This is a genomic window from Lichenifustis flavocetrariae, assembly GCF_026130545.1.
Classification (GTDB): Bacteria; Pseudomonadota; Alphaproteobacteria; order Rhizobiales; family Beijerinckiaceae; genus Lichenihabitans; species Lichenihabitans flavocetrariae.
The window spans coordinates 24,310-42,226 of the sequence record NZ_JAMOIM010000041.1 but is presented as its reverse complement, the minus strand read 5'-3'; the positions used below and the strand labels follow the sequence as shown (position 1 = coordinate 42,226).

The following is a 17,917-nucleotide window of genomic DNA, read 5'->3' as shown; positions in this document are numbered from 1 at the left end:
GCGCAAAATCGGACAAACGGCACGGTCCGGTAGAGAAAATCCACCTCAATGCTTATTGGCCTGCATAATCCGGGCTAAACGATCGAGCAGGTCGACCCCAACTTGCACGTGCTTGTTGCGCTGACCTATGCTTTCGCTCCCGAAATGGTCGCGGCGTGGCGTGGCGGGGTCATCAACCTCGCGTCGACGGCGGCTTTCCAGCCGCTTGCCGGCGCGACCCTCTATGCCGCTTCCAAGGCATCGTCCTGTTTTTCACCGAGGGGCTTGCCCTTGATCTGGAGAAGACCGGCGTGAAGGTCACCGCGGCTTGTCCCGGACCGATCGCGACGCGCCTCTTCGCACGCTGGTTGTCACGAGAGCGCCGATCTTGAGGAGCTTGAGGCGGATCGTGCCGCCTTGGCGTCGGCAAAGTGGGTGTGGGCGAGCCCGATCCAGCTCAGCGCATAAAGCAGGACATAGGCCATCGAAGCAAACCAGAGCCGCAGTTGGTTGGCGCGCATGGTGGCGCTCGAGGTGCGGTCGGCGAACAGGTCGCCCTGACATTCCTTGATGCGGTTTTCCATCTCTCCACGCGCGCAGTAGATCCGTTCATAGAGGAAGCGCGCCGACGCTTCGGCCCTGGTGAGCGAGGTGACGATGAAGTAGGGGTTCGCGTCACCGCCGGTCCATTCCGCGTTGGCGATGACCCGCTGCCGGCACGACCAACTGTCGAGTGTCGCGTAGCGAAGTCCTTGAAGCGGCGAGCCGGCTTGCCGGTTCGGACGGCCTCGTCCTCGGCCTGGATGAGATCGACCGCGATCGCCTCGACGAGCCGGCTGTTGCGTGCCAGGCCGAACACGTAGTCGACCCGGTTCTACTCGCATCAGGCCATCAGCCATCAGCGCCTCGCGCGCAATGCCCGAGTCGGCGCGCAGCAGGATGCGCACACGTGGCCGGCGCTGATGGATTTGGCTGACGAGCCGTGCCGTCTCCTCGACCGCGCCGACACTGGCATCGATGTTCGAGCGCCGCAGCTTGGCGCACAGCAGGTGGCGGCCGCAGAACACGTGGAGCGGCAGGTAGCAATAGCCGCCGTAATAGCCGTGGAAGAAGCGCCCCTCCTGATCGCCATGCAACGGGTCGTCGGTGGCGTCGAGATCGAGCGTGATCTGCTTCGGCACCGTGCGATGAGCCTACAGGAACAGCGTGACGCGTAGCGCTTAGACCGCCTGCGGATCGTGGCTGATCTTGTGGTAGCGGCTCGCCTGCGGCCGCGATAGTTCGAGCCGGTTTAGGGTCGACTTGCCGGCGACCGGCGGGCAATCGGATCGACGCGCCTCAAGCTTGCCCGCCAGCACCGCCATGATCGGATCGTGCCGCAGTTCGTCATGGTCATTGAGGTCCTCGTAGCCCAGCGCGAGGCCGAACACCAGTTGGCCGACCAGCGTCGTCACGGCATGCTCGATCATTTATGGGCGGTGGTCAGCATGGGCTGGGACGCGGGGGTTGCCAATGCGCCGGCGCTGAAGCGTTTGGCGAGGCCGGCCGTCACCCGCAGCACTGCGTCGTTGGTGGTGCCCACTTCCATGTGCGTCATCAAGATCGAATAGGTCACCGGCTCATCTCATTGAACGCCACCGGGCAATAGAAGTCGTCCAATTTGGGCATCCTCCAAGCATTGGGACGCAGACGCTCGTCGATGCGGGCGGTTAAACTGAAGTGCGCACCTCGAATGACATGGGTCGGCACACTTCCACCGCCGGCAGGATAGCCGCAAGACAAAATATGTTGTGCAACGAAAAAGGGCGAGAGTCAGTGCGAAAATGCATAGGCTTCGTAAGGTCGTTCCGGCCGGTAGAGATGTCGCCTACATCCGAAGGAACCGCTTCAGATTGAAAGCAATTCGCTCAAGTGAGAGCTGCCTACCAAATTGGAATACCTTAAGGCTTTGCGTAAATGCATAGTCGCTTCGCGAACTCAGTTCGTGTCGCATCCGCCCATAACATCTAAGGTCTGAAAAAGGCCAAGTCGCCGCTTTCCATAACGTTGACTGTGGCAATCTCCGTCATGTCATCTGGCGCTTGTCGTTGCACGAGTCGTCCGGCGTTCGCCTAGCCATCTTCCCGTTGGGGGACTTTTGAGTGAATCACGACATCGCTTTGAAGAAATCCGTTCTCGACGAATTGGCTTGGGAACCTCGCGTGGACGCAGCTCATCTCGGAGTGACCGCTCAAGACGGCGTGGTCTGCCTTATGGGCTACGTCGACGACTTTGGTCAGAAGCATGCTGCGGAGATTGCCGCCGGCAGAGTGAAGGGTGTCAAAGCCGTCGTTGAAGAGATCGAGGTTCGGTTGCCGGCCGATCACCTGTGGAATGACGACGAAATCGCGAAGCGGGCCGTCGACCGGTTGGCATGGCACGACGTCGATCCTGGCTACGACGTTCATATCAAGGTCGAGAAAGGGTGGATGACCCTCTCTGGGCACGTCACTTGGCACTTCCAGAAGGAAGCGGCTGAAGCCGATGTTCGACATGTTCTCGGCGTCGTTGGCCTCGACAACCAAATTTTGATCAAGCCCAAAGTCAGTGTGTCGAATGTGAGTGACGACATCACTCATGCCCTGCATCGCTCATGGTTCTTCGATCCAACGTCGATCACGTTGAGCGTGGACGCTGGAGCCGTTCGCCTCGATGGCACGGTCCACTCGCCCCATGAGAGACAGGTCGCAGCAGCCACGGCATGGGCTTCCCCAGGCGTTACCGCCGTCGAGAACAATCTTTCGATCATCTGACTGGGGGCTGAGGACGGTGCCGGCTCTGTCAGCTGAGATGCACGATCCCGCGCCATTGCAGGAAGGACCGACACGATGAACACTCACGCCCCGATGCCGGTAGCCGCCGGCCCACTTACGCCCGCCGAACTTGACCTGATGCATGCCTGGTGGCGTGCGGCCAACTATCTCTCGGTCGGTCAGATCTACCTGCTCGGCAACCCGATGCTGCGCGAGCCGCTCACGGTGGCGCACGTCAAGCCGCGCCTGCTCGGCCATTTCGGCACTACGCCTGGGCTCGATTTCATCTACCTGCACCTCAACCCCCTCATCAAAGCGCGGGACCTCTTGGTGCTCTTTGTCGCCGGACCTGGCGATGGCGCGCCGGGCGTCGTGGCCAGCACCTATCTCGAAGGGACCTACAGCGAGCTCTATCCCGAGGTTGGCCGGGACGAGAACGGGATGTGCAAGCTGTTCCGGCAGTTCTCCTTTCCAGGCGGTATTCCGAGCCACGCTGCACCGCAAACGCCGGGATCGATTCATGAGGGCGGCGAACTCGGCTATTCGCTGGCCCACGCATACGGGGCCGTGCTCGACAACCCCGGCCTGATCGTCGCCTGCGTGGTGGGCGATGGCGAAGCGGAGACGGGGCCGCTCGCGGCGGCGTGGCATTCCAACAAGTTCATCAACGCGGCGACCGACGGTGCGGTGCTGCCTATCCTGCATCTCAACGGCTTCAAGATCGCCAATCCCACCGTGCTGGCGCGCCTGTCCCACAGCGAACTGGAAAGCCTGCTTGTGCGCTATGGGCACACGCCCATCTTCGTCGAGGGGGACGACCCCGCTCTCACGCACCATGCCATGGCGGCCGCGCTCGACCGCGCGGTTGCGGCCATTCACGAACTCCAGGACGCAGCCCGGTGCGGCCGGGCGCATGAGCGGCCGCGCTGGCCGATGATCGTGCTGCGGAGCCCGAAGGGTTGGACGGGCCCGAAAACCGTGGACGGCCTCAAGACCGAGGGCTCATGGCGGTCCCATCAGGTGCCGATCAGCGACATGGAGAAGCCCGGCCATCTGCAAGCGCTCGAAGTTTGGATGCGCAGCTACCGGCCCGAAGAGCTTTTCGACGACAAGGGAACCCTGCGCCCGGACATCGCGGCCCTCGCACCCGTAGGCAATCGGCGCATGAGTGCCAACCCGCACGCCAACGGCGGCGCACTCATGCGGCCCCTGCACCTGCCCAATTTCGCGAGCCATGCGGTTCCGGTGGTGCGTCCCGGGGCAACGGACGGCGAGGCCACGGCGGTGATGGGCGGCTTCCTGCGCGACGTCATGCATCTGAATGCCGAGACCCGGAATTTTCGCGTCGTCGGTCCCGACGAGACTGCGTCCAACCGCTTGCAGGCGCTGTTCGAGGCAACGGGCCGCGATTGGAATGCGGCGACGACTCCGGACGACGACGAGCATTTGAGCCCCGATGGCCGCGTCATGGGAATCCTCTCAGAGCACACCTGCCGGGGGTGGCTCGAAGGCTATCTCCTCACCGGCCGGCACGGCCTGTTCTCATGCTACGAGGCCTTCATCCATATCGTGGATTCCATGGTCAACCAGCATGCCAAATGGCTGAAGACGAGCCGCGAGGTGGAATGGCGCCGGCCCATCGCCTCGCTGAACTACCTGCTCACCAGCCACGTTTGGCGGCAGGATCATAACGGGTCGAGCCACCAGGACCCCGGCTTCATGGACCACGTCGCGGACAAGAAGGCCGACACAGTGCGGATCTACTTGCCGCCGGACGCCAACACGCTGCTCTGGGTCACTGACCACTGCCTGCGCTCCTGGAACCGCATCAACGTCATCGTCGCCGGCAAGCAGCTCGAACCGCAATGGCTCGCCATGGATGCGGCGATCAAGCACTGCGAACGTGGCCTCGGCATCTGGGATTTCGCCAGCAACGACCGTGGCGGCGAGCCGGACGTCGTCATGGCCTGCGCCGGTGATGTCCCGACGCTCGAATGCATGGCAGCCGTCGACCTGCTGCATCAGCACCTACCCGGGCTCAAGGTGCGGGTGATCAACGTCGTCGACCTGATGACGTTGCAGCAGAAGACTCAGCACCCCCATGGCCTGCCGGCTGCTGATTTCGACGCGCTGTTCACGACCGACAAGCCGGTGATCTTTGCCTTCCATGGTTATCCGACACTGATCCACCGGCTCATCTACAACCGCACCAACAGCCGCAACTTTCACGTCCATGGCTTGCAGGACGAGGGCACGACCACGACGCCGTTCGACATGGTGGTCCTCAATAAGCTGGACCGCTTCCACCTCGTCATGGACGTCATCGACCGCCTGCCGCACCTCGGGCCAGAGGTGGCCTATGCCAAGCAGGCGATCTGCGACAAGCTGGCCGAGCATTGGCGCTACATCGACCAATACGGAATCGACATGCCGGAGGTGTTGCATTGGCGGTGGCCCTCTCAACGGTCCGGCGAGGCTTAAACCATGCACCTCGACCCGCTGGTCCTGTCTCGCCTCCCGTTCCTGCGGGTCATCTCGGGCATCGCCGTGCCCATTCGATTTGGCACGAACACGAGCTGCTGCCGCTGGGTCTTCCTTGGCAAGGTCCGAGTGGACCTCGGCTATTACTGAGTCAGGGGTCGCAGAGCCCATGAGATCCCTCACACGCCCGGGAGGGCTGCGTTGGTCCGTTCAGCCAGACGGAACGGCTGCCGCGGTCGCCGATGGCACATGGACGGTCGCGCACGCCGCGACCCTCGATCCCCTGATCGAAGCGGCAGGTGGAGTGCCCGGCACCGGATTAATAGCCCTGGACCTTCAGGGTGTCAGCGCGATCGACACGTTTGGCGCTTGTCTCCTCGACCGGCTCATCGGCGCCGCTAAGACGGCCGGCCGCACGGTCGCGGTCAGCGGCCCTCCTACGCGTTATCGGGCCTTGTTGGATGCGGTTGCCCTCGCCGATGACAGGCGACCGGTGTCACCGCGCCAGAGGCGCCCGCTGGCTGGCGTCGAGGCGCTCGGGCGCGGTGTCAGCGGCATTGGCGGTTCCTTTTTCGAATTCCTAGCCACGCTCGGCGCGGTCAGCGCGGCGGCTGGACGGGTCGTCGTCCAGCCGCGCCGATTCCGCTTCACCTCGATGGTCCACCAGCTCGATCGCGTCGGCTTCCAGGCCATCCCCATCATCGTGCTGATCACCTTGCTGATCGGCGCCATCATCGCCCAGCAGGGTATCTTCAACTTCCGCAAGTTCGGCGCCGAAAGCTACGTCGTGGATCTCGTCGGCATCCTGGTGCTGCGGGAACTCGGCGTGCTGGTCGTGGCCATCATGGTGGCGGGACGTTCGGGCAGCTCCTATACGGCGGAACTCGGCTCGATGAAGATGCGCGAGGAGATCGACGCGCTGCGCACCATGGGGCTCGACCCGGTCGAGGTGCTCATCCTGCCGCGCGTCATCGCGCTGGTCCTGGCGTTACCGATCCTCGCCTTCATCGGGTCGATGGCGGCCCTGACCGGTGGCGGCCTCGTGGTCTGGTTCTACGGGGGCACAGACCCGATCGTCTTTCTCGCGCAATTGCGGGACGCCGTGTCGGTGACCCATCTCGAGGTCGGGTTGCTCAAGGCACCGTTCATGGCGCTGGTGATCGGCATCGTCGCCTGTGCCGAAGGGCTCCGCGTGCAGGGCAGCGCCGAGTCGCTCGGGCTCCGCACGACCGCGTCCGTCGTGGAGTCCATCTTCCTCGTGATCGTGCTCGACGGCTTCTTCGCCATGATTTTCGCTGCGATCGGGATGTGAGCGATGGATCAGCCGCACGATTACGCAATCAGCGTGCATGGACTCGTCGTCAGCTTCGGCGCCCATCTGGTGATCGACAACCTCGACCTCGATGTGCGGCAGGGCGAAATCCTGGGGATCGTGGGCGCATCGGGCGGCGGCAAGTCCGTGTTGTTGCGGACGATCCTCGGCCTGCTGCCGAAGCGCTCCGGCAGCATTCGGGTCCTCGGAAACGACCCTGACGCCATCGGCATCGAGGCGATGCGCGACGTCGAACGACGCTGGGGCGTGTTGTTCCAGCAAGGTGCCCTTTTCTCCGCGCTGACCGTTCGCCAGAATGTCGAATTCCCGATGCGCGAGTATCTGGAACTGCCCGATGCGCTCCGGACCGAGGTCGCCGAGACCAAGCTGCGGATGGTAGGCCTCGCCCACGAGGACATGGAAAAATTTCCGGCGGAACTCTCCGGCGGGATGACGAAACGGGTCGCGCTGGCCCGCTCGCTCGCCCTCGAGCCCGACATCGTATTCCTCGATGAGCCGACCTCCGGGCTCGACCCGATCGCAGCCGGCGAGTTCGATGTCCTGATCAAGACGCTGCAGCGGACGCTCGGGCTGACGGTGTTCATGGTCACGCACGACCTCGACAGCCTGGAAGCGGTTTGCGACCGGATCGCGGCGCTTGCGGACGGGCGCATCGTCGCCGTCGGATCGATGACGACCATGTTGGCCTGCCAACATCCTTGGGTGAAGGCCTATTTCGGCGGCCCGCGCGCGCGGGCCGAGAGCAAAGCAGTGGCGCCGCCGCCGCAAAAGCCTTGAGGCCGCATTGATGGAAACCAACGCCCGCTATCTGACGATCGGTGGCTTCACGCTCGCTGCAATCCTGGCCTGCCTCGGCTTCGTGTTCTGGCTCAACCACAGCGGCGGGATGTCCAATCAGCAGATTATAAGAGTCCGCTTCGGTAACCAGGTCTCCGGACTGCAGCCCGGCGCCGCGGTGCTCTTCGACGGGATGCGGGTCGGGTCCGTTGCGGACCTCGCGGTCGATACTCACGATCCTCGGCGGGTCCTGGCAACCCTCGCGATTGCTGCCGGCACGCCGGTCCGTCAGGACACGCGGGCCGGCATCGCGAGCCAAGGCCTGATGGGAACAGTCGCGGTGTCCCTGGAGGGCGGGGATCCGAACGCGTTGCCGCTCGCGCCACAGGATGGCGCCCCCCCGATGCTGGTCGCTGATCCAGCCGCTGGCCGCAGTCTGACACAATCGGCGCAAGACACGCTCGGACACGTCGATGCGATCCTCGCCGACAATTCCGATGCGCTCAAGTCCACGATGGACAGTCTGAAGGTCTTTTCGGGTGCCCTGGCGAACAACGCGGGACGCGTCGACGCGGTCATGGCCGGTCTGGCGAAGATGGCCGGTGGCGGGCCGGCGCAGGCGGCGCCACCGGTCTATGACCTCGCCGTACCAAAGCTTGCTGGTCTACCCGCACCGTCGTTGGGGCAGATCGTGATCGGCACGCCGACGGCTGTCGTCGCCCTTCAGACCCAACACCTGCTGACCCGGTCGCCGGATGGGGAAATCAGCCCCATCGGAACGATGCAGTGGAGCGACGCGCTCCCGACGCTGCTCCAGCAGAAGGTCTCACAAAGCTTCGACGATGCGAAGCTGGTCACGACCTTGGTGGCGCCCATGGATTATGGCAAGGACGACCGGCAACTCCAACTCGACCTTCGCCGCTTCGACATCCTCACCGGTCCCGAAAGGGTGGCGGAGGTGGTTTTCTCGGCCAAGCTCCTGTCGGGGGATGGGCATGTGCTCGCGACCCGGCTGTTCGAAGCCAAGGCGCCAAGCGCCGACGCAGACGAGGTCGCCTCCGTGAAGGCCCTGAACGCCGCCTTCGGCGCGGCGGTCGCCGACCTCGGGACTTGGGTCGCCGCGCCGATCCTGAAGGATGCTGCCGTTCACCCGCCGGCCAATCTCTGAGGATAGTCTCCGTGAACGACAGGGTATGACATGAGCGATCACACCCTACTCGCTTTCAACCCGGAATCGTCGTCGATCAAGCTCGGCCTGTTCGCGATCGAACCGCGCGGCATGCGTGCCATCGGCGGGGGCGAGGTCGACCTGCCCGAAAAGCCTCTGACCCTGCGGGTCGACCGGGGGGGACGCGGATCGATATCCCGGTGAAGGCAAAGGTGACGGACGACCTCCACGCGGTGATCGAGCAGATCCTCGATTGGGTCGTCCATCAGTTCGCGGTGGCGGATCTGTCGGCAGTCGGACACCGGGTCGTCCACGGCGGAGACCGACCCAACGGGCCGACGGCGATCACGGATGAAACGCTCGCCGCCATCGAGGGCCTCGTGCCACTCGCACCCCTGCACCAGCAGCAAAGCATTCGGTTGATCCGTGCGGTGCGGCATCTCAGGCCCGACCTGCCGCAGGTCGCCTCCTTCGACACGGCGTACCACCGCAGCCAGACCGACCTCGTGCGCCGTTTCGCCCTGCCGCGTGCCTTGTTCGACGAGGGGATCAAGCGCTACGGCTTCCACGGCCTTTCGTTCAAGTTCATCGCCTCCCGTCTCCGTCAGGTCGCGCCGGAGGTGGCGGCGGGGCGCGTCGTCGTCGCGCATCTCGGCAGCGGCGCGAGCCTCTGCAGGATGGACGCAGGGTCAGCCGCGACACCAGCATGGGCTTTTCGACCCTCGACGGCATCCCGATGGCGACGCGTTCGGGCGCGCTGGATCCGGGCGTCCTGGTGCATCTCGTCAAGGTGCGCGGCATGACGATCGAGGCCGTCGAGGACATGCTCTACTATCGCGCGGGGCTCCTCGGGGTCTCACACCTCAGCGCCGACACGCGGGATCTCCTCGCCAGCCCCGAATCGGCCGCACGCGAGGCGCTCGACCTCTTCGCCTTCCGCATTGCCCGGGAAGTGGCCGCCACCGCCAACACCCTCGGCAGACTGGACGGCTTGGTCTTCACAGCCGGAATCGGCGAGCATCAGCCCGAGATCCGCGCCGCCATCTGCGCCCGCCTCGCCTGGCTCGACGTCGCGGTCGACGCCGACGCCAATGCGCGCAATCTCACACGGATCTAGGCCGCTCACGCGAAGGTCGCCATGCTCGTCGTCCCGACCGATGAAGAGCAGGTCATCGCGGACGAGACCCACGCGGTCTTGCGGGCCCAGGGACGCAGCCTATGACACCCGGATCCTCCCCCCTCCGCGACGGTGGGCGCCTTTTGGACGCGGACGCCGGAGGCGCTTTGCTCCGCGCTGGGATGCGGTACCGAAGGCCTAAATGCTGCGGAGGCCGCTCGTCGCCTCTCTAAGTATGGGCCTAACAGCGACGCTCCGACCAGGAAGGCAGGTCTTTTCCGCGCCGTCCTCAGGCGCCTGCTCGAGCCGCTGTCGCTCATCCTCCTGGCGGCCGGGATCGTCTCAGTCGCGACCGGTGACACCATCGGAGGATCGATCATCGTTGCGATCCTCGCGGTGTCGCTCGGTCTCGACACCTTCCAGGAAGGACATGCGGTCAAGGCCGCCGATATCCTGCGCCGCTCGGTTGCGCTGAAGGCGGAGGTCAAGCGCGACGGGGCTTTCGGGACATCGAGGTCGAAAGGGTGGTTCCAGGCGACGTCGTGCGCGTCCGTTCGGGCGACATCATTCCGGCCGATGTGCTGATCCTCGAAAGCACGGCCTTCATGGCCGGCGAGGCGGCCCTGACAGGAGAGCCCTATCCGGTCGAAAAGCACGCAGGCAAGGTGACCGCGACGACGGCCGGGGAGGCATCCAACGCCTTGTTCCGTGGTGCCGTCGCCCAGAGTGGAGAGGCGATCGCCCTCGTCGTCAACACCGGGAGCGCAACCGTCTTCGGCACCGCCGCGGCGGCCCTCGCCGAGGTTCAGGCTCCGTCCCCATTCCAGCGCGACATGCGCGAGTACGCTCTCGTGACGGCGCGGCTGACGATGGCGCTGGTCGTCGTGGTTCTGGCCGCGCGCGTCTTTCTCGGGCGGCCCGTGCTGGATTCGCTGCTTTTCGCCGTTGCGCTCGCGGTCGGCCTCACGCCCGAACTCCTCCCGATGATCATGACGGTCACGCTGTCGCGCGGCGCGGTTCGCATGGCCAAGCGCAAGGTCATCGTCAAGCGCCTCGCGTCCATTCACGATCTCGGCGCCATGACGGTCCTCTGCACGGACAAGACAGGCACGCTGACCTCGCCCGAGATCACGGTTGCCCGTAGCCTCGATCCTTCCGGCGCCGACGATGCCAAGGCTGCCAGGCTTGGAGCGATCGCGGCCAGCTTGAGCGGCGACCGAGGGGCGCTCGATGCGGCGTTGACCCGGGGCGACAAGGACGCTGCAAAAGGCTGGACCCTCGAGGGTCGGCATGCGTTCGACTTCACGCGGCGGCTCGGATCCGTCCTTGCGAAGGGTCCGGACGGCGTGCTCCTGATCGTCAAGGGCACGCCCGAGGCGGTCCTGGCGCTTTGTACCCTGCAACGGTCCGGCGATACCTCCAGCCCGATGGGCGAAGCGGAACGGAAGCAAGCGGCGAGCCGCGTCGTCGCCTTGGCTGAGGACGGCATGCGATCGGTTGCGGTCGCCTCCCGTCCATGGTCGGGGCCGACCCGTGATGTCGACGCCACCGATGAATGCGACCTTGTTCTCGAGGGCCTCTGCGCCTTTGCTGACCCTCCGAAGCCGACCGCCAAGGCGGCCATCGCTCGACTGGCGGCGGCGGGCATCAAGCTGAAGATCCTGTCGGGCGACGATCCGATCGTGGTTAAGCGGCTCGCCGGTCTTGTCGGCTTGCAGGCGGGGACCGTCCTTTCCGGCGCCGACGTTTCGGCGATGGGCGACGACGCATTGGCGGTTCAGGTCCGCACGGTCGCCGCCTTCGGTCGTCTGGCGCCGAACCAGAAATCCCGCATCGTCAAGGCGCTTCAGGCCGGAGGCGAGATTGTCGGCTATCTGGGCGACGGCATCAACGATGCCCCGGCTCTCAAGCTGGCCGACATCGGACTATCGGTCGATGGGGCGACCGGCGTGGCTCAGGCGGCCGCGGACATGATCCTTCTCGCCTCCGACCTCGCGGTTGTCGCGGACGGCGTCCAGGAAGGGCGCCGCACCTTCGCGAACATCCTCAAATACGTGCGCATGGGAGCCAGCTCGAATTTCGGCAACATGCTGTCAATGGCGATCGCCTCAATCGCGCTCCCGTTCCTACCGATGCTTCCGACACAAATCCTACTGAACAACTTGATCTATGTTCTTTCGGAAATCGGCATCCCCTTCGACGAGGTCCGTCCTGAGGCGACGGCGAAGCCGCAGGTCTGGGACCTGAAGGGCCTCATCAGGTTCGCCGCGATCACGGGCCCGATGTCCTCGGTCTTCGACTTCCTGACATTCGGCGCGCTGCTGTTCGTGTTTCAGGTCTCTCCCGCCGAGTTCCGGACGACATGGTTTCTCGAGTCGATGGTCACGCAGATCCTCGTCATCTTCATCATCCGCACGAACAGTCGCCCTTGGCGCAACCGCCCCAGTCTCGCCCTGGCTGCGTCCTCCTTGGTGGCGCTCGCCGCCGCCATGGCGCTGCCCTTTACGCCGGCCGGAGCTTGGTTCGGCTTCCAGGTACCGCCGCCCGCGACCCTGGCCGGCATCGGCGTTCTCGTGGTCGTCTACCTCGTCTCGGCCGAACTCCTAAAGCCATGGGCGATCGGCATGTTGCGCGAAGCTCGACCTTTCTGCCCCGAGGGAGGCTCACCTGCCGCGAAGGATGTCGCGATCCTGTCCCATGCGGCCGAACCCCTCGGCGGGTGAAGGGCCGATCATGGCGTCTTCGTGTTTGCAGCCGTTGGAGCGGTCACGAGGGGGGTTGCTCCGGATCCAAGATCTCGACCTCCTTCGGGAGCTGGTCCCGCCGGTGGTCCGAAATGAACCCAATCGACCTCTGCCTTCAGGAAGCGGTCCGTCCCCGCGGAAGTGAAGTCGCCGCGATCGGGGCGCCAGACCATCCGTTCGATCGCCACCTCGCGCTCGGCAATTCGGACCACGTTAAATGAATTCTCCTCGCCGCGTCGCCGCGTCGACGTCGCGGTACCTGCCTGGATCAGAAGCGCCGCATGAGCCGGCAGGGGGTAGCGCATGGTGGTCTGGCCGATGCCGCTGGCGTGCAAGTGACCGGATAGTATGATGTCGACGCCCACTCGGAGCAACCCGGCCATCGCCATGTCCGCCCGGCCGAGGACGGCCAGCCTCGCTTCATCGGCTGGATCTCCATCAGTCGCGTCGAATGGATGGTGCGTGACGACGATACGCATGACGTCCGGACCGCAGAGCGCCAGCCGTGCCACAGCGGCGCCGATCTGGCGCCGGTTGATGCGCCCGCTCTTAAAGGTCAGCGATCTGGCAGTGTTGACCCCCAGCACGGCGATTTCCGCATCGCCGTAGAATGGCGCGAGATCGCTCGCGATGTAGCGCCGATACCGGCCCAGTGGCGACAGCCAACGCCGCATTACGTCGTAGAGCGGCACGTCATGGTTGCCGGGTACCGAAAGGACCGGCACTGGCAGCGCCTCGACGAATCGAGCCGCCTCTTCGAACTCCCGCACGCGCGCCCGCTGCGTGAAGTCACCCGACATGACCACAAGGTGCGGCATCGCCGCCGACACCGCGCGGAGCAGCGCCGGCGGGATAGCCGGGTCGACGCGGCCGAAGTGAAGGTCGGAGAGATGTGCGATCGTGCGCAAGGAGATCCGGTTCCGTCGCGCTCAGGACGCCTGCGGCACGACCACGCGCAACGCGGCCGGGCGGATTCGATAGTGGAGTGGGGTCGGCATGAGGTTCACCTCGCCGTCGGTGGCGACTTCGACGAAGGCCCGATGCATTCGCACCGACGCCTGGACGCCGTCGAACGTCGCCAGATCTGAGTCGTGGACGCGTCCCATCAGTCCCCGCAAGGCCAAGCCGAGCAGCGTGAAACGATTGCTGCCCGGAGCCACGAAGATCCACAGCGAGCCGCTCCGAAGGGAGGCGCGGGACCCGAGGAACAGGCCTTCAATCGAATATCGATTGTTGCCGACGAACACGAGTGACGTCTCAGTGGAAAGCCACTGCCCCTGATCGACGTCGAGATCGACATGCAACATCGGAGATCGTCGGAGGAGCCGCGCCGCGGCGCGCGCGAGGGCGGACCAGCCGCGACCGCCGCGATGGCGTTCTAGGCTTCGCTCCCGCGCGATCTGCGGGTAGATGCCGATGCTGGAATTGTTGACGAAGACGCGCCCGTTCACCTCGGCGACGTCTACGCTGTCGATCCGGCCGGTGAACAGCGTCCGCACCGCCGCCTCGAGGCCGAGCGGGATGCCGAGATCCTTCGCGAAGTGGTTGCGGGTTCCCATCGGCAGGACCCCAAGGGCGACATTCGTGTCAACCAACGCCGCCGCGACCGTTCCGACGGTCCCGTCGCCGCCCCCAGCCGCCAGCAACGCGCCGTCCGCAAGCGCCTGCCCCGCGAGCATGGATAGCGTGGATCCGTCCGTGGAAAGAATAATGTGCGCCGTCCCTCCTTGTTCGGCCGCGATTCGGGTGATCAGCCGCCGAGCCTCGGCGGCGCGGTGCGACCCAGCCGACTCGTTGAGGATGCAGGTCACGACACGGCTCACGCCCCCGTTCCGAAAAGCATTCCGATCCCAGCCGTGATGGCCATGGCCAGGGCGCCCCAGAAGGTAACACGGAGCGCGGCTCGCGGCACGCCGGCGCCGCCGATCCTGGCTCCGACGGCTCCCAAGAACGCGAGGAACAGGAGCGAGGCGACCGATATGGACCCGACCACGAAGCCGGCCGGCGCGAGGAGCGCCATCGCAAGAGGAAGCGCCGCGCCGACCGCGAAGGATGCGGCCGAGGCCAGGGCCGCCTGCACTGGCCTCGCCGCATTCGCCGGGGAGATGCCGAGTTCGTCGCGGGTGTGTGCACCAAGGGCATCGCGGGCCATCAACTGCTCGGCGACCTGGGCGGCCAACCCGTTATCAAGACCCCTTCCGACATAGATCGCGGCGAGTTCCGCCACTTCGCCGCCGCAGTCGTCCCGCAGTTCCAGCGTTTCCCGGGCGATGTCGGCGTGCTCGGAATCGGCTTGAGAGCTGACCGAGACATATTCGCCGGCCGCCATCGACATTGCCCCCGCGATCAGGCCGGAGACGCCGGCGATCAGGATGTTGCGAGGTGTTCCCTGCGCGCTGGCGACGCCGATGATCAGGCTGGAGGTCGACAGGACGCCGTCGTTTGCGCCGAGGACCGCGGCGCGCAGCCAACCGAGGCGGCCAGTGACGTGTTTTTCGTCTCCCGCGAAACGCCTCCTGGGTTCCCTGGCCGCGGACCTGTCATCTCCTGAGCCTTTGGCCACGCATCAAGCTCGCTGGAACGCTGCACGGCCCTCTTTATCCAACGCGAAGAACTCCTCGTCGGACAGAACGATATTCACGGCACCGACATTCTCCTCGAGATGCCGGGCACGCGACGTGCCCGGGATAGGGAGAAGCACGGGACTGCGCTTGAGCACCCAAGCAAGGGCGATCTGGCTCGGGACAGCGGTGTGGCGTTTGGCAATGTTGTCCAGCATAGAACCCGGTTTTGCAAGGCTGCCCGAGGCCAGCGGGAACCACGGGATGAAGCCGATACCTTTTGACTCGCAATGATTGAGGACGGCCTCGCTCGTCCGGTCGATCAGGTTGAAGCGGTTCTGCACCGTTGCCACCGGGAATACCTTCTCGGCGGCCTCGATCTCCTCGACCGAGACCTCGCTTAGCCCGGCATGTCGAATGAGGCCGTCGTCGAGAAGGGACTTGATCGCGCCGAACTGCTCGTCGCGCGGCACTTTCGGATCGATGCGATGCAGCTGCCAGAGGCTGATCTGGCTCACGCCAAGAAATCTGAGACTCATGAGCGCCTGCTGCCGCAGGTATTCCGGCCGCCCGACCGGGTGCCACTGCTCGGGTCCGGTCCGCACCAATCCGGCCTTCGTGGCAACGACGATGTCGCCATAGGGGTGGAGCGCTTCGCGGATCAGGTGTTCGGAGACGTCCGGACCATACGAATCGGCCGTGTCGATGAAGTTGATCCCGAGCTCCGGCAGGCATCGTAGCGTGCGCAGGCATTCAGCACGGTCGGCCGGATCGCCCCAGATCCCTTTGCCCGTCAACCGCATGGCGCCAAAGCCCAGGCGGTTCACCGAGATATTACCGCCGATCCTGAACGTGCCGGCCTTTCCAGCGTCCAAACCCTTCATTTCTCATTCCTCCGCTATTTGTCGGATGCAATAGGCATCACCTCGGCCATCGCCCATTGCTCCCACGGCATCTTGCCGAAGTCTTCGGTTCGAGAATGCCCGAAGCGGATCAGCGATCGCCAGCCCGGTGATCGGACGCATCATGTCCCCCGAACGGTAGCAAACGACTTGAAGCGCGTCGGGCGCCTATTTTGCGCATCGAGTATGCGAATATGAGCAGGCGTCGCACCGAACCTCGATCGTGGATGGCAGTTCAATAGGTGAGTTCGGCGAGGCGCAACTTGTCCTCCACCATTTGCCAGGTCGTCGAACCACACACAGTGGTCCAAATCGGCCGCGATGAGATGCGTTCCCGAATAGCCGATCTTCGTTGTCGCTTCGCGCATCCCAGGATCATCCAGGATAGATGACTGCATGGTCCGGCGTCAGGGCGCGCGCTTCGTTCCGAGTCATCCGCCCGGGTCGGACGTGTCGGAGCAGGTGCGGCCATCGTTGTGGGATCGCGGAGACATCATGGCCGACGATCCATACAAAATCCTAGGAGTCGCCCGCGACGCGACGGACAAGGAGATCCGCAGCGCGTTCCTGAAGCTGGCCAAGACGTCCCATCCGGATCTCCATCCCGGTGACGCCAAGGCGGAGGAGCGTTTCAAGGCGGCGAATGCCGCCAATGACCTGCTTACCGACCCCGAGCGTCGCGCGCGCTTCGATCGCGGAGAGATCGACGGGGCTGGACAAGAACGGCCACCGCAGGGACCGACGCAACGGCAGCGAACGTATCGTGACCACGCCGAAGGCCCCGCCGGCAGGCGCTACGGAGCGGGTTTTGGCGGTGGAGACGACGATCTGGGCGACATCCTGTCGGGCATGTTCGGCGCACGGGGCCGGCAGGAAGCCCCAAGAGGTGGCGCGGACCGGCGTTATTCCCTTTCGGTCCCGTTCCTGGATGCGGCGCGGGGGACGACACAGCGCCTGGTTCTGCCCGAGGGCGGCAGCCTCGAAGTCAAAATCTTGCCGGGTTTAGAAAGCGGGCAGGTGCTGCGACTGCGTGGCAAGGGTGCCCCCGGTGATCCGCCCGGCAACGCCTTGATCGAAGTCGAAGTCGCAGAGCACCCGCTTTTCACGAGGGATGGACGGGATATCCACTTGGCACTGCCGGTGACAGTCGCCGAGGCCGTGCTGGGTGGTCCCGTGTCGGTGCCCACGATCGCCGGTCCGGTCACCATGACGATTCCCGTCCACTCCGACTCCGGAACCAAGCTCCGCCTGCGGGGCAAGGGGGTTCCCGCATCCGCGGGCCACCCGGCGGGGGATGCCTATGTGACGCTGAGGATCGTGCTCGGTCCCCCCGACGAGGGTTTGGCCGCGTTTCTCCGCGATCGGAAAGATCCGCCCGCTTGGGATCCACGGAAGGGACTGGAGGAATCGATATGATCACCTTCGACGCGCTGATCATCGAAGTTGCCGGGCTTGATCGCGCGGAGGTAGAGCATTGGATCGACGAGAACTGGGTACAGCCGGACGGCAGCCGGGGCACCTGGCTCTTCCGTGAGATCGACGTGGCGCGGCTGCGCCTCATACGGGAACTCCGACATGACCTCGGGCTGAAAGAGGACGTGCTGCCGATCGTCCTCAGTCTCATCGACCAGCTCTACGGGGAGCGTCGGCGTCTTCGTCGCTTGCGGGACATCGTCGACCGGCTTGCGCCCTTCGACATGCGGCTGACGCTGCTCGATGCCTTGTCGTCCCGGACGGAGAACGGGAATGGCGAAGTCTGACGGATACATCTTCCTCGACGGGACCACCGGTCATGGCGGAACCGCCCCGACCTTGCACGAAACTCACGTCGATTTGATCCAATGTTCCACCGCTTCATCGTTCCGACGACGCGTTTCCGCATACTCGGTATGCGGCATTCATTGAGGCGCTTGGCCCAAGGGGTCCGTATGCTGCGTTTCATGGACAAGCAATGGCAAATCTATCCAGCGTAAATCGATGATGTCGATCCTTTCATAGCGCCAGTCGATCGATCCTACTGAAGTAATTCGTCCGCAATGACCACGGCCCTGTCGACTCTGCGC

Annotated in this window: 14 protein-coding genes and 3 pseudogenes; 11 read left to right on the top strand and 6 right to left on the bottom strand. The window is 64.7% G+C overall.

Annotated features, from left to right (window positions below; genetic code table 11):
* Positions 1–102 precede the first annotated feature (102 nt).
* Positions 103–294: an SDR family NAD(P)-dependent oxidoreductase gene (locus M8523_RS36915; protein ID WP_428351617.1), complete on the top strand. Its 192-nt coding sequence runs from the start codon at positions 103–105 to the stop codon at positions 292–294.
* 56 nt (positions 295–350) lie between these two features.
* On the opposite strand, the pseudogene M8523_RS30040 reads toward M8523_RS36915, so the two are convergent.
* Positions 351–1,409: pseudogene (locus M8523_RS30040) on the bottom strand (IS1380 family transposase).
* A 35-nt stretch (positions 1,410–1,444) separates the two neighbouring features.
* Entirely contained in the window at positions 1,445–1,594 is a 150-nt protein-coding gene (locus M8523_RS30035; protein WP_282588530.1) for a hypothetical protein, read from the bottom strand.
* Positions 1,595–2,120: 526 nt separating this feature from the next.
* On the opposite strand from M8523_RS30035, the gene M8523_RS30030 reads away from it, so the two are divergent.
* The 8 genes and pseudogenes from M8523_RS30030 (at position 2,121) to mgtA (ending at position 12,370) form a co-directional block, all read left to right on the top strand.
* Complete coding sequence (locus M8523_RS30030) at positions 2,121–2,771, top strand: BON domain-containing protein (protein ID WP_345894327.1); 651 nt, start codon at positions 2,121–2,123, stop codon at positions 2,769–2,771.
* Between the two features lie 75 nt (positions 2,772–2,846).
* On the top strand, positions 2,847–5,252 hold the full coding sequence (locus M8523_RS30025) for a phosphoketolase family protein (RefSeq protein WP_282588529.1): 2,406 nt from the start codon (positions 2,847–2,849) through the stop codon (positions 5,250–5,252).
* A gap of 3 nt (positions 5,253–5,255) precedes the next feature.
* Positions 5,256–5,402, top strand: a complete 147-nt coding sequence (locus M8523_RS30020) for a hypothetical protein (protein ID WP_282588528.1) — start codon at positions 5,256–5,258, stop codon at positions 5,400–5,402.
* Between the two features lie 19 nt (positions 5,403–5,421).
* Positions 5,422–6,564, top strand: coding sequence for an ABC transporter permease (locus M8523_RS30015; protein WP_282588527.1), 1,143 nt, complete (start codon positions 5,422–5,424; stop codon positions 6,562–6,564).
* Between the two features lie 3 nt (positions 6,565–6,567).
* Positions 6,568–7,362 carry an ABC transporter ATP-binding protein gene (locus tag M8523_RS30010; protein WP_282588526.1) on the top strand — a complete coding sequence of 265 codons (795 nt, stop codon included), beginning with the start codon at positions 6,568–6,570 and terminating at the stop codon, positions 7,360–7,362.
* A 10-nt stretch (positions 7,363–7,372) separates the two neighbouring features.
* A complete protein-coding gene (locus M8523_RS30005; protein WP_282588525.1) occupies positions 7,373–8,530 on the top strand; it encodes an ABC-type transport auxiliary lipoprotein family protein in 1,158 nt (385 codons plus the stop codon).
* 30 nt (positions 8,531–8,560) lie between these two features.
* Positions 8,561–9,752: pseudogene (locus tag M8523_RS30000) on the top strand (acetate/propionate family kinase).
* A gap of 27 nt (positions 9,753–9,779) precedes the next feature.
* Positions 9,780–12,370, top strand: a pseudogene (mgtA, locus tag M8523_RS29995) (magnesium-translocating P-type ATPase).
* Between the two features lie 8 nt (positions 12,371–12,378).
* On the opposite strand, the gene M8523_RS29990 reads toward mgtA, so the two are convergent.
* From M8523_RS29990 to M8523_RS29975, 4 genes are all read right to left on the bottom strand, one after another.
* A complete protein-coding gene (locus M8523_RS29990; RefSeq protein ID WP_282588524.1) occupies positions 12,379–13,299 on the bottom strand; it encodes a metallophosphoesterase family protein in 921 nt (306 codons plus the stop codon).
* Between the two features lie 21 nt (positions 13,300–13,320).
* Positions 13,321–14,214, bottom strand: a complete 894-nt coding sequence (locus M8523_RS29985; protein ID WP_282588523.1) for a diacylglycerol/lipid kinase family protein — start codon at positions 14,212–14,214, stop codon at positions 13,321–13,323.
* Positions 14,211–14,858, bottom strand: a complete 648-nt coding sequence (locus M8523_RS29980) for a VIT1/CCC1 transporter family protein (RefSeq protein ID WP_282588534.1) — start codon at positions 14,856–14,858, stop codon at positions 14,211–14,213. The genes M8523_RS29985 and M8523_RS29980 overlap by 4 nt, the downstream gene beginning before the upstream one ends.
* Positions 14,859–14,957: 99 nt before the next feature.
* Positions 14,958–15,836 (bottom strand): aldo/keto reductase, encoded by an 879-nt coding sequence (locus tag M8523_RS29975; RefSeq protein WP_282588522.1) that lies wholly within the window; start codon positions 15,834–15,836, stop codon positions 14,958–14,960.
* Positions 15,837–16,349: 513 nt separating this feature from the next.
* Here M8523_RS29975 and M8523_RS29970 point away from each other — a divergent pair.
* Both M8523_RS29970 and M8523_RS29965 read left to right on the top strand, forming a co-directional pair.
* The gene (locus tag M8523_RS29970; protein ID WP_282588521.1) at positions 16,350–17,270 is read left to right on the top strand and encodes a DnaJ C-terminal domain-containing protein; all 921 of its coding nucleotides are present in this window, start codon (positions 16,350–16,352) and stop codon (positions 17,268–17,270) included.
* On the top strand, positions 17,267–17,614 hold the full coding sequence (locus tag M8523_RS29965) for a chaperone modulator CbpM (RefSeq protein WP_282588520.1): 348 nt from the start codon (positions 17,267–17,269) through the stop codon (positions 17,612–17,614). Before M8523_RS29970 ends, M8523_RS29965 begins: the two co-directional genes overlap by 4 nt.
* The last annotated feature ends 303 nt before the right edge of the window (positions 17,615–17,917 follow it).